The organism is Mesorhizobium sp. M7A.F.Ca.CA.004.04.2.1 (assembly GCF_004022825.1).
Classification (GTDB): Bacteria; Pseudomonadota; Alphaproteobacteria; order Rhizobiales; family Rhizobiaceae; genus Mesorhizobium.
This window is the reverse complement of sequence record NZ_RZPH01000071.1, coordinates 1-11,395: the sequence shown is the minus strand read 5'-3', so window position 1 is coordinate 11,395 and position 11,395 is coordinate 1. Positions and strand designations below refer to the sequence as shown.

The 11,395-nt window shown below is 63.4% G+C and carries 12 protein-coding genes; 2 read left to right on the top strand and 10 right to left on the bottom strand.

Annotated features, from left to right (window positions below; translation table 11 throughout):
* Window positions 1-321: EAL domain-containing protein (locus EN893_RS05500; RefSeq protein WP_164900724.1), on the top strand; the 321-nt coding region annotated here is incomplete at its 5' end.
* Between the two features lie 12 nt (window positions 322-333).
* Here EN893_RS05500 and EN893_RS05495 read toward each other — a convergent pair.
* Window positions 334-1,224: a fatty acid desaturase family protein gene (locus EN893_RS05495; protein WP_127268531.1), complete on the bottom strand. Its 891-nt coding sequence runs from the start codon at window positions 1,222-1,224 to the stop codon at window positions 334-336.
* Between the two features lie 111 nt (window positions 1,225-1,335).
* On the opposite strand from EN893_RS05495, the gene EN893_RS05490 reads away from it, so the two are divergent.
* Window positions 1,336-2,247 carry a LysR substrate-binding domain-containing protein gene (locus EN893_RS05490; RefSeq protein ID WP_127268532.1) on the top strand — a complete coding sequence of 304 codons (912 nt, stop codon included), beginning with the start codon at window positions 1,336-1,338 and terminating at the stop codon, window positions 2,245-2,247.
* A gap of 18 nt (window positions 2,248-2,265) precedes the next feature.
* Here the strand turns inward: EN893_RS05490 and EN893_RS05485 are convergent, their stop codons facing one another.
* The 9 genes from EN893_RS05485 to EN893_RS05445 form a co-directional block, all read right to left on the bottom strand.
* A complete protein-coding gene (locus EN893_RS05485; protein ID WP_236383112.1) occupies window positions 2,266-2,526 on the bottom strand; it encodes a DUF3303 family protein in 261 nt (86 codons plus the stop codon).
* A gap of 30 nt (window positions 2,527-2,556) precedes the next feature.
* Window positions 2,557-4,020 carry a RimK family protein gene (locus EN893_RS05480; protein WP_127268534.1) on the bottom strand — a complete coding sequence of 488 codons (1,464 nt, stop codon included), beginning with the start codon at window positions 4,018-4,020 and terminating at the stop codon, window positions 2,557-2,559.
* Window positions 4,020-5,123 (bottom strand): peptidase C39 family protein, encoded by a 1,104-nt coding sequence (locus EN893_RS05475; RefSeq protein ID WP_127271679.1) that lies wholly within the window; start codon window positions 5,121-5,123, stop codon window positions 4,020-4,022. The genes EN893_RS05480 and EN893_RS05475 overlap by 1 nt, the downstream gene beginning before the upstream one ends.
* A gap of 311 nt (window positions 5,124-5,434) precedes the next feature.
* Window positions 5,435-6,226 carry an anti-sigma factor gene (locus EN893_RS05470; protein ID WP_127271681.1) on the bottom strand — a complete coding sequence of 264 codons (792 nt, stop codon included), beginning with the start codon at window positions 6,224-6,226 and terminating at the stop codon, window positions 5,435-5,437.
* Window positions 6,223-6,741, bottom strand: coding sequence for an RNA polymerase sigma factor (locus EN893_RS05465; protein WP_127372020.1), 519 nt, complete (start codon window positions 6,739-6,741; stop codon window positions 6,223-6,225). Before EN893_RS05465 ends, EN893_RS05470 begins: the two co-directional genes overlap by 4 nt.
* A 174-nt stretch (window positions 6,742-6,915) precedes the next feature.
* Window positions 6,916-9,663 carry a DUF2339 domain-containing protein gene (locus EN893_RS05460; protein ID WP_127269262.1) on the bottom strand — a complete coding sequence of 916 codons (2,748 nt, stop codon included), beginning with the start codon at window positions 9,661-9,663 and terminating at the stop codon, window positions 6,916-6,918.
* A 112-nt stretch (window positions 9,664-9,775) separates the two neighbouring features.
* A complete protein-coding gene (locus EN893_RS05455) occupies window positions 9,776-10,294 on the bottom strand; it encodes a PaaI family thioesterase (RefSeq protein ID WP_027162667.1) in 519 nt (172 codons plus the stop codon).
* Window positions 10,291-11,067 carry a DNA repair protein RecO gene (recO, locus tag EN893_RS05450; protein WP_127269263.1) on the bottom strand — a complete coding sequence of 259 codons (777 nt, stop codon included), beginning with the start codon at window positions 11,065-11,067 and terminating at the stop codon, window positions 10,291-10,293. The genes EN893_RS05455 and recO overlap by 4 nt, the downstream gene beginning before the upstream one ends.
* A 132-nt stretch (window positions 11,068-11,199) precedes the next feature.
* A partial coding sequence (locus EN893_RS05445; protein ID WP_206640088.1) for a porin occupies window positions 11,200-11,395 on the bottom strand: 196 nt, incomplete at its 5' end.

Sequence of the window (11,395 nt, the reverse complement as noted above, 5' to 3'; positions counted from 1 at the left end):
GCGCTGGACGATTTCGGCATCGGCTATTCCTCGCTCGGCTATCTCAGGCGTTTTCCCGTCGACAAGATCAAGATCGATCGTTCGTTCATCCACGACCTGGGCAATCGTGACGCCGCGGCGATCGTTCGCACCGTCATCGGGCTGGGCGCCGAGCTTGGCATCACTGTCACCGCCGAGGGGGTCGAGACCGAGGTGCAACTCGACATCCTGCGCGGCAATGGCTGCACAGAGGCGCAGGGCTATCTGATCGGCGTGCCGTCAACGGCGGCCGAGATCCAGCGTCTGCTGAAATCCCGAGCACTGCACAGCCAGACCGGCTGAGGCCGGCCATCGTCAACGCAGCGTGTCGATGTATTTGCCGTGGAAGCTGACATAGCCGGGCTCGACCACCTTGAGATGCCGCTCGATCAGCGCATGAAACCGCGGCAGTTGATGAAACGGCACGCCTGGATAGGCATGATGCTCGGCATGGAACGGCATGTTCCACGCCAGCCTGCGGACCAGCCAATTGGTCAGCGTGGTCCTGGTGTTCTCCAGCATGTTGGCGACGAACGGACAACGGCCGTGCTCGGCTAAGAGATAGAGGCGCAGAAACGGCTGCCCCAACAGAGCGGGCAAGATCCAGACATAGACAAGCACCGAGAGCCGGAAATAAAGGGCCAGCAGAAGGACCACGGCATAAAAGGCAATCATGGCGCGTGCCTCGCTGCGTACCTTGTCATAGCCCTTTGGCGGAACGTAGCTTTCGCGACAACCGCCCGCCGCGTTAGCATAGAGCGTCTTGAGGTGGCCCCACCATAACGGGATGCCGGATATGTGGACGAGGTATTGCCGCCATGTCTCCGGTTTCGGGAAGGCCAGTTCAGGGTCGTTCTCCGGGTCTTGCGTGTATCGATGGTGGGCAAAGTGGAAGTAGCGGAACCAGTCCGCCGGCAGTGCGATCGCCAGACTGCACACCCGCGCCACGACATCGTTCAGCCGCTGTGCCTCAAAAGCCGTGCGATGAACCGTCTCGTGCAGCAGCGTGAACAGGAAGACGATGAGGATACCTTGCGGAAGCATCAGCAGTGGCCAGAACGGCACCTTGGCGGCGATCAGCGATCCGACGACCACGATCGCGCCCCAATGAGCAGCAAGCTGAACGAGGCCCGCAACATCAGACTTGGCGGTCAGCCGGTTGCGCTCCTCCTGCGTCAACGATGAAATTACGTCACGATGATCCACGTGCTTCGATCCAGACTGGAGTTTGATGAACCCATTGTAGCCAATGAACAACCTTTCCAAAAACGACGATTTCTGCAATCTAGATAAGCAGAACTTATCTATTCGGTGAGTATGGCCGTACCTCCCTCTCTCAAAGGACTTCAAACTTTCGAGGCTGCGGCCCGTACAGGCAGCTTTGCCGCGGCAGCGGAAGAGCTTTCGGTGTCGGCCGCTGCCGTCAGCCAGCTCATCCGCACGGTCGAGGAGCAGATGGGCCGCAAGCTGTTCCACCGCGTCAACCGGCGCGTCGTCCTCACCGAGGCCGGCGTCGAGATGCTGCCCAGGCTGACCATGGCCTTCCAGGAGATCGGCAGCGTCGCGCGCCAGCTGGGCGGCGATGCGTTCCGCCCGCGCCTTGTGGTGTCGGTGCCGCCATCCATGGCCATGGGTTGGCTTTCGCAGCGTCTCGCTGGTTTTGCCTCAAGCCATGGCGCCGTCGACATATCGCTCAGAGGCGACGACGACCCGGTGCCGTTCGACCGTGAACTGATCGACATCAGGCTCTCCTATGGGCCGCATTATCGCGAGCACCCGACCGAGGACATCGTCCAGGACGCAGTCTATCCCGTGTGTGCGCCCGGGCTGGCGGACACGATCAAACCCGAAGGCCTGGCCAGTCTGCCGCTTATCCACACGGGCTGGGGACCGACTGGTGCGTCCTTTCCGTCCTGGCACAACTGGTTCGAGGCGGCCGGCATCGAGCCCGGCCGGGCAGCGCAGCGCGGCCTCTCGGCCAACTCATCGCGTGCAGCGCTCGACCTTGCGATTTCGGGATTGGGCGTGGCGCTGGCGCAAGGAATCTACTGTGCCGAGGCGCTGGAAGACGGCCGGCTTGTCAGGCCCCTCGCCCAGGCACTGGAGCTGCGCCAGCCCTATTGCCTGACGATCCCCGAGCGCAGCGCCAGGCGCGACGTCGTGGCGGCGTTTCGCCAGTGGCTGATCGACGAATGCCGACGCGCAGTGGACTCGCCGGCACTGCGTTGACGTAGCGTGCGGCGATGATCAGAGGTGCCCGCTCAAGGCCTCAGCCATGTCCTTGTTTGTCGCCACAGGGATGATCTCGAACTCCACCAGATCCGCCCATTCGATGACCCAACGCTGCAGCAGCGTGACGTCATCGGTCTCCACCAGCAGGAAGCAGCGGCTCATGTCCGCCGCGATCCAGCTGTGGTGCACGAGAAGCTCGTCCGGTTTCAGGCGGCCGCGGTCGCGAAAGCGGCGATAGATCTCCTTGCGATCGCAGCCGGTGAAATCCTCGATCACGATAAACTGCATGTTCTACCCCCGATCAAATTACCGCCCCGGCCGGTCCAGCCGCTCCAGGAACCACTGCGTCAGCCGCACCCAGACCTCGTCCTTCTCGCCGGAATCCTCCCAGCCATGGTCGAGGTTGGGATTGTCGTTGACCTCGATGACGAAGACGCCGTCCTTGGTCTCCTTGAGGTCGACGCCGTAGAGCCCGTCGCCGATGCAGCGCGCCGCCTTTACAGCCGTCTCGACGACATGCGCCGGCGTCTCCTTCAGCGTGAAGGTCTTGATGCCGCCCTGGTCGGGCTTGCCGTTGGCCTTGTGGTTGACGATCTGCCAGTGCTTCTTGGCCATCAGATAATGCACGGCAAACAGCGGCTGGCCGCCGAGCACACCAACGCGCCAGTCATACTCGGTCGGAATGAATTTTTGCGCGATCAGAAGGTCGGAATCCTCCAGCCATTCGGTAGCAAGCGTCTTCAGTTCCTCGAAATTGGCGCATTTCTTGACGCCGCGCGAGAACGACGAATCCGGGATTTTCAGCACCAGCGGAAAGCCCAGCGTCTGCGCTGCCAGTTCGAGATCCGAGGTGCCGGCGATCATCACCGTCGGCGGCACCGGCACCTTGTTGTAGGCCATCAGCTCGTTGAGATAGACCTTGTTGGTGCAGCGGATCATCGACAGTGGATCGTCGATAACCGGCATGCCTTCCTGCTGGGCGCGGCGGGCGAAACGATAGGTGTGGTTGGAGATCGAGGTGGTCTCGCGAATGAACAGCGCGTCGTAATTGGCGAGCTTGGCGAGGTCCCGCTTGGTGATCGGCTCGATTTCGACACCCATCTTCTCGGCGATCTTGGCCCAATAGCGCAGCGACGATATCTCCGATGGCGGCAATTCCTCATGCGGGTCGACCAGCGTGGCGAAGGTGTAGCGCGCCGGCGTGCGGCCCTTGGTGTCGCGCCATTCGCGGTTGGTGTAGGTCTCCAGGCACTGGATGAAGCTTTTTTCCTCATCCTCGGTCATCCGCGCCAGCGGATGGAAACCGATCTTGCGGATCGAGGCCCATTCGGCGCTGTCCTTGATGTGGACTTCGAGCGCCGGCGCGCGGAACCAGTCGAACAGAAGTTTGGCGAAGCGGTCCCAGATTTTCGACGGGCCGATGCCGAAGAAGATGCAGACCTTTTGCGGAAAAACGCCGGCGAGATCCTTGCGGCATTTGTTGAGCGCCAGCTCCAGTTCCGGCAGCGCGTGTTCATAGAGCTTGCGCTCCGACAGGTCGATCATCGTTTCGACCGTCGGGATCACCTTGTGGCCGCGCGAGCTTGCCAGCAGCGACGCATAGTAGCCGCGGCTCTGGTAGCCGTAATTGTTCGACAGGTTGATGACCTTCGGCCACTGGCCGCGAAACAGTGACGGGTGCGCGAGATAGTCGCGATTGGTGATGATCTTGTGCGGTGTCGCCACCTGGTCGAGATCGCTCTGCCTGCCGGTAAGGATGACCCAGGTCATTATCTGTCACGCTTTCCCAGAGTGATGGCGGCACGCAATCCATCGCGACCGAACTGCGCCATGTTCATGAAGATGCCGTAAGGCACGGGAATGTTGGCTGCATCAAGGATGGTCTCCTGCCTTTCGTCTTCGACCCAAGGGTCGTGGATCAGGATATGGTCGCCGTCATCGCCGATCGCCAGCACCCAGTGCGGCACCTTCTTGCCAAACATCAGGAAGCCGCTGATCAGCACCAGCACCAGCTTTCCCTCAGCGATCGCAGCGCGGATATCGTCGATTGTGAATGCACGGTAATTCACCGGGATGCCGTAAAGTTCCGCGCGTCGGCGAAAGTCGACCTGGGCCAGTTCCATCACTCTGCGCTTGTCCTCACTGCGTACCGATTGCAGGAACAACGCGCCATAGAAGGAAACGTAGATCTCCACCGCGAGCCCGCTTTCGTAGCCCGAGACAGCGAGGCCGAATGGCTCGCAACCACCGGGACCCGACATCATGAAGACGGTCGTCGCTTCACGCCACAGGCGGATTTCCATGACCGGATCCGGCACGAAGCCGCGATCGAAATTGGCCATCGCCATCATCAGGCAGCACGGGCCGCAGGTGAATTCGCAGGTCTGCGGGTAGAACGGCACCTTGGTGGCGATCGGAATGTCGCCACGCAAGGTCTTTTCGTAGCGAAGTGCCGTTTCGCCATCCTCATAGTAGCCGGGCTCGCGGCCGATCTTGCGATACCCGGCCTGTTCGTAGATACGGATCGCGCGGCTGTTGTCCTCGCGAACTTCGAGACGCAGCATCATGCGGTCGTGCTCGAAGGCGGCATCTTCGGCGGATCCGAGCAGCATGCGGCCGACACCCAGCCCGCCGAAAAACGGACTGGTCGCAATCGAGTAGAGGCGCGCCACGCCGCTGCCCTTGCGAAACAGCACGATCGCGTAGCCGGCCAGGCGGCCATCGACTTCAGCGACCAGCGTCTCGGCGGTTTCACGCTCGATGAACAGGCGAAAGGAGCGGCGGGAAATACGGTCGCTTGAGAAAACAGCTTTCTCAATGGCGGCGAGATCATCGACGTCAGACGCGCGGGCCGTGCGGATCTCGGCAGGCATGCGGCTTCAGAAAACCTCGATTGGTGGTGGAAATGGCCCTACTCGAACACGTCCTTGACGCCGACCAGGGCGTTGGGAAAACCGGCGTCCACCTGGGCGCACAAAGTCCGCTCCACCACCTTGAATCTTCGCCTCGTGTTTCCAAAAACCGCTTCCGATTTTCGGGGCGATGCGACGGCATTCATCAAGCGCTATCGCACCTCGATTAGGGCCGAATTGTGACAAATCCGACGCCGACTCGACGGGTGTGAAAGGGCCCTTCGGCCGGATCGGCATTCGCGGATCGACGGCACCGGCAAAAGCAATGCCGTTCAGCTTGCCAGCCCGTTCACAAGTTGCGTGTAGGCGCTCCTGGCAACCTCGGCCAGCCGCTCGCGCGGCAAGGAGCCGACCACGGCGCAGCCATAGCCCTTGTCCAGCCAGTAGACGGCCTCGGGTCCATCTTGCGCGGCGGCGTAGGTGCCCTTGGCATTCTCCGTCGATTCCGTGGTGACAAACAGCGATATACGCTGCCCATTGCCGTCCTCGTAAAGCAGCATGGCGGCCTTGCTCTCGCCTGCCGGCAACAGCCGGCCGCCGACCAGCTGGAATCCGTCGGCGGTCAGGTCCGGCGCCACCAGATTCAGCCCTATCCGGTTGGACAGCCATGTCTGCAGATGGTCCTTGTCGCTGGCCGGCACCTCGACGGCATGCCGCTTTTCGGCGGCATAGATGACATGAGCCGCGATTGCCTGCTCGGCCAGCCGATCTTCGGCCGGGTCCTCCTGGCCGATGCCATCGATGCCGGCAAAATAGCCACCAAGTCCGCCTACGGCCAGAAGCACGGCGGCAGCAGCGGCAAGCCACCAGCGTGAGCGTGACACAGCTGCCTTGACCGGCACCTCGCCAAGCACGACCTTGCGCAAGTGCCCAGGCACGGCTTCGTCCAGCACGTCGGCGAAGGCGGCACGCAGCGCCGCCCGGTCGGCGGTGAAACGGGCGCTCCTGGCCTTCATCTCGGGATTGGCGTCGAGCCAGGCATCGTAGGCCGCGCGCTCATCGCCGGGCAGCTCGCCATCGAGCGCCATATGGATGTCACGTTCGGAAAAGTCGCGGCGGATCATTTCTCGACGATCCTTATCGCGCGGCGGCGCGCCGTGTCGTCCAGCAACCCGCGCAATTCCTCACGCCCGCGCGCAATGCGCGACATCAGCGTGCCCGCAGGCACGCCCAGAATGTTGGCGGCTTCGGCATAGGAAAAACCTTCGATGGCAACCATGACAAGGGCTGCGCGACGGTCGGGGCTGATCGCCTGCAATGCGTCGACGATCTCGCGCGAGGCAATGCTCTCCACCTGCTCGGCCGGCTGGGCAACGGCCTCGCCCGCCTCCAGCGGCAGCATCGCCGCCTCGCCGCGGCGGTTCACCTTGCGCATCTGGTCGATGAACAAATGATGCATGATCGTAAACAGCCACCTCCGGGGGCTTTCTCCCGTCTGCCAGTTGTCGAGCCGCACAAGCGCCCGCTCGAGGCAATCCTGGACAAGGTCGTCGGCAGCGTCGCGGTCGCGCAAAAGCGAGCGTGCGTAGCGGCGCAGGCGCGGTATTTCGCCAAGGATTGCTGCCTTCTTTTCGTCCATGACCGCTGGTTTCGAGGTCGCCCTTATTGATCCCAATTGAACGCGCCTTCCGGGCACGGCGCAAGCGGCCAGCGCGAAGCGGTCTCCCGCCCCGGTCACCCAAGCAATGCAATAACGCTGGCTAGTGCCGATTTATTCCCGGTCGGGGTGAAATCTTATTGTTCTTGCTTGCCTTTATCCGTTTTCCCGCGCCGCCCGCGTCAAAAGCCGCTGATAAAACAGGCCGATGCCGATCAGCACGGCGCCAAGGCCGATGAACGACAACGCCCTCAGCACACCTTCCAGCTCCGACATGTCGAAGATGAAGACCTTCAGCACGGCGATCGCGATCAGCGCGGCCGAGGCGACGCGCAGCACCTGCGATTTCAACCAGACACCGGCTGTGAGGAGCGCAACGCCAATCACCAGCCAAAGCGCCGAGTAGGTATAGGTTTCCAACTGGCCGAGGCCGCTCCACAAGCCGATGAACTCGCCCTTGAACAGGCGCCTCACCGACAGCGTGGCATAGGCGAAGGCAAGCACGGCAGCCACCACGGCCAGCATCTGCGCATACCATTTCGGCCGCTTGTCCCTGGCGTAGAGCGCCAGTCCCCCGGCGGCGACCGCAGGCAGGAGATAGGCGAGGAACAACAGGTTGAACACCGGGATCCGGCCTGTCGATTCGTCTGACAACAGCGGATTCAGCACGACGAAGTGCCTGACAACGATGAAGGCGACCGAGGCCACACCGGCGGCCATCGAACCATAGCGCAGCACCGAGCTTGGCGAGCGCATGTCGATGGCGACCAGGATGGCGCCGGCGCCGATGGCGATCAGGGTGTAGATCGACTGTTCGGCGAGCGTCATGGCACCCGTGTCGATGACGCCGCCGTGCATGGCGTGGCGCACCAGCATAGCGAGCGTGAGCAGCGCAAACAGCGCCGCAGCCGCCTCCATGGCAAGGCGCGGCCGGCCATTCGTGGTGCGCGCAAGCTGCCAGGCGGCAAAGCCGAAGGCCAGTGCCGGCACGCCGTAGCCTGGCAGCAGCCAGTTGAACACCGGCGTCGTCGACAGGAACCCGGCACCGACGATGGTCGGGTCGAAAGCGACGCGGCCAAGCACCGCGATCACCGCGCCGACCGAAATCCAGCCGAGCACCGGATAGGCGCGCCAGCGCGTAGTCAGCGCCGGCACGATGGCCGCCGCACCGAGCAGGATGGTGGTCCAGCCGGAATCGAAAGCCATATGCATGAGCAGGAGCCCGGCGATGGCCGCGCCGCCCAGGGCAAACGACACCGCGACACCGCCCTTGAGCGGCGGCTCCTCGGCCCGCGCGATCCACTCGCCGCCGGCGGCGAAAATGACGACCAGCAGTGCCGCTGCGGCAGCGTAGACAAGGTCACGGTCGAGATTGCCGAAGGTGAACCAGAGGGCCAGCAGGATGACCAGCGGGACAATGACGCCCCACGCTGCCCATGAGGCCGCGCGGATCTGCGTGCCGGCGGCGAACCGGCGCGCGGCCCAGAAGCCGGCGCCGATGAAGACCAGGCCGAGTACGATGCCGATGCGCAAGGTCAGCGCGTTGGACGTGGCCACCGGCAGTCCGTCGACGCCCAAGGCGCCGCTGGAAAAATCGGAAGCGATCGAGGTTGGCGGGATGATGCCGAGATAGATCAGCACCGTGACCAGTCCCGCGGCATAGAGGAGCGGCAGCGCCAGCGGACGATAAAGCGCGACCCCCACCATCGCGGCGATCACCACCGCGCCCGGCAAGGCGTAGCCGGCGGCAGCGAAGGCCGGGTCGACCGACAGGCCCAGCGCCGAGAATGCGACGAACAGGCCAGGCACGATGGACGGCCAGTCGAAAGCCCTGGCTGGTCCAGGTTCGTCGTCACGGCGAGCGAGCCAGACAAGGGCGAGCACGGCCAGCGTGACGGCGTCGATGAACAGGATGGCAGAGAGGTTCGCCCCTGGCGCATCGGTCATATAGAGGATGGTCCAGACACCGGCGCCGAAAAAGGCGGCCGCCATCAGTAATTTCCAATCGCGCATGCGGGCGATGACGCCGGTGACGGCAAGCACGATCGCGAGATAGCCGAAAAGCGCCCAGGGATTGGGTGCCTGCGAGGCGACCAGCACCGGCGTCACCATGGCGCCTACCAGGCCGATGCCGGCCAGCGCCTGACCATGGACCAGGGCGGCCGCGATCGTTGCCACGCCGATGACGCCGAGCAGCGTGAAGGCGAGTGCCGGGCCGATGAAGCCGTAAATGCCATGCGCGGCATAGACGGTGCCGAACAGGATGAAGGCACCGGCAGCAGTCAGGATCGCTGGAATATAAGCGCCAGCGGCCCCTTGCACCGGCACCTTGAAGCCGGTGCGGCGGATGAACTCGCCGCCGGCCACCAGCACCAGGCCGAGCACGCCGGCCATGGTCAGCCGCACGCCGGGACCGAAAATACCTGCCTCGATGGTGTAGCGGATCAGGAACAGGCCGCCCAGCGCCAGCGCGATGCCACCGACCCAGACCGCCCAGCGGGTGCCGAGCGCGGTTTCGACATCGGATTGGCGGGCGGCTTTCGCCGCTCCGGGAAGCTCCGCAGGTTCCACTGCCTTCGGTGCCGGTTCTGGAGCGGTCCACGGGCCGGAGACGATCTCGCCGGTCGAGTCTTCCGTGTCCGTGGCTGGCGCCGGGACGGTGACCGCTGCGCTTACCTCCGGCGGAACGATATCGGTCGCAGCCGCTGCGTCCGGAGCCATGTCGGCGGGCGCGTTGTCGTCCACCTGTTCGGAGGACTTGGCCGCAGGCGGCACGGCACCGGAAAGGACCAGGCTGCGCAGCGCGCCTAGTTCACGCTCGACAAGGCCGATGCGGCTCTGCTGGCGCGAAATGATGACGAACAAGGCGATGATGGCGACAAGGCCGATCAGGCTTTCAAACATGGCGGTTCCCCCAAACCAGGCCAGTTTTCACTGACATTCGTCTTACTGACATTCAAATGCGGCGGCCAAACGGCCAGAAAATCCAAGCTCGGAAAACTCAATGCGCCGCCAGTCAACGCGCCGCCAGATTGGCGGCCGGAAAGATCGAGCATGTTTCGGTGCCGAAAGCCAGCAGCTTGCCGCCGGCATCCTTCAGCGTCGCTTCCGACACCGCCAACGTGCGGCCCTTGTGAACAACCCTGCCCTCGCACACCACCTCGCCGGTCTTCGGCGTGATGGGACGCGTCAAATTCACCTTGAACTCCGCCGTGGTATAGGCCTCGCCCTTTTCGAGCAGCGTCTGCACGGCACAGGCCAGCGCCGAATCGAGCAGCGTCGCCGCCCAGCCGCCATGCACGCTGCCCAGCGGATTGAGATGGCGCTCGCTCGGCATGCCACGAAAGACAGCGCGCCCTTCCGAGACTTCGGTGAGAGTGAAATTCAGCTGGAAGGAAATCGGCGGCGCCGGATACTTGCCGTCGACGATGCGCTGCAGCAATTCCAAACCGGTGTATTTCAGGATGTCGGCGTGCGGAATGGTGCCGAGGCCGAGCGGTGAGACCCGGCCAGGATAAAGTTCGACCTCGCTCATGTGATGATTTCTCTGGCTGCGTCTTCGCCAGCTATGGCCTTGCCGCGCGCGTGATGTTTGCGCAAGGCGGCGAGGAAGCCGGTACGAGCGTCCGGCGGCTCGATGCCGCGCGGCTCATAGACGTGGCGGTTGAAGAAGAAGCCGGTGAGCCGGAAGGCGTCGTCGACATCAGCCGCATCGGCGCGCAGGCCGGAGCCGCGCTGCAGGAAGGCCGGCAGAGCCAGCATCTTGTCGCGCCACGGCAAACCGGCTTCGCGCGATACCGCACGTCCCGACTTCGGTGAGACATAGGCCAGGTCCTGTCGCGTGCCGGTGGCGGCGCATTGGCTGAGATCGAGGCCGAAGCCGAGTTCGTCCAGCACCAGAAGCTCGAAGCGCGCCACCAGTTCGCCGGCAACGTCGGCGTCGTCGAGATGGACGATCATCACGGCAAGCGTTTCGTAGAGACCTTCATGCGCGTCGCGCTCGGGCAGCAGGCGCAGATGCGCGGCCATGGTCTGCAATCCGTAGACGGCAAAGGCGCTGTCCATCAACCGGGCCGCGTTCATCTCGATCGCCTCGGCCTGGAACGTGCCGAGGTGCTCGTCAAGGCGCGCTCGCCACAACAGGTCGACACGGTTGCCGGGCTGGAGCACAGGCTGCTGCTTGCGCGAACGGCCGCCACGAACAAGGCCGAGATGACGGCCATGCGCTCGCGTCAACACCTCGAGAATGGCGCTGGTTTCGCCATGCTTGCGGGTGCCGAGAATGATTCCCTCGTCGCGCCATTCCATTTCAGGAGCTTTTCACCGATCGGGTGGCGAAATCAAGGTATGGGCTTGGCCCCCGGGTAACTCTCATGCCAATGCATAAAAAACCGCCCGCAGCGATGTGCTGCGGGCGGGCTGGTGGGGTCAGTCGATCCGTTAGAAATTGCGCTGGAAGCGAACGATGCCGCCGACGCTGCTCTTCTTGTCGGCCTTCGTCCAGTTGTTGAAGTCCAAGTCGTCGAATTTTCCTGCATTGAGGTAATCGACTTCAGTCGTGATCGTAAAGCCGGGCACAATGGTATAGGCCACGTTGGCCGCGACGCCGAGGTTCTTCCAGTCGTCATAGGAGACC